This window comes from Mitsuaria sp. TWR114 (assembly GCF_007997345.1).
The window spans coordinates 1-529 of the sequence record NZ_VOSR01001107.1; the positions used below are offsets into that span (position 1 = coordinate 1).

Sequence of the window (529 nt, forward strand, 5' to 3'; positions counted from 1 at the left end):
CGCCGCTGGCGATCGAGCAGGCCAGGCTGCCGAACGGGCTGCGCGTCATCGTGCTGCCGATGCCGGGAGCGCCGCGCACCGCGATCCGCCTGATCGGCGAGGGCGGCTGGCTGCGCGATCCGGCCGGCAAGGAAGGCCTGGCGGAGGTGGCGCTGTCGATGCTCGCGCAGGGCGCGAAGCGCGACGGCGACGAGATGGAATCGGCCGACATCGCCTACGCGGGCGACCTGCTCGGCCTGCCACTGCGGCTGGCGCTGACGCCGTCCACCTGCGAGCTGGCACTGGAAGCGCTGCCGGACCAATGCGACGACGCGGTCAACCTGATGGCCGACCTGACCCAGCGGCCCTTGCTGGCCTTCGAGGCGCTCGAGCACATCCGCAGCCGGGCGCTCGACGCGCTGGTGCTGCGGCGCGCCGATGCGCTGCTGCTGGCGCCCTGGGCGGCACGGCGGCAGTGCTGGGGCCGCGCGCAGCCGGTGCAGACGACGGCCAGCCTGAAGCGCCTGCGCCGCGAGGACGTGCTGGGCTT

Annotated in this window: 1 pseudogene; it reads left to right on the forward strand. The window is 74.5% G+C overall.

The window, feature by feature from the left end:
* Positions 1-529: pseudogene (locus FUT87_RS29730) on the forward strand (insulinase family protein); the annotation flags it as partial.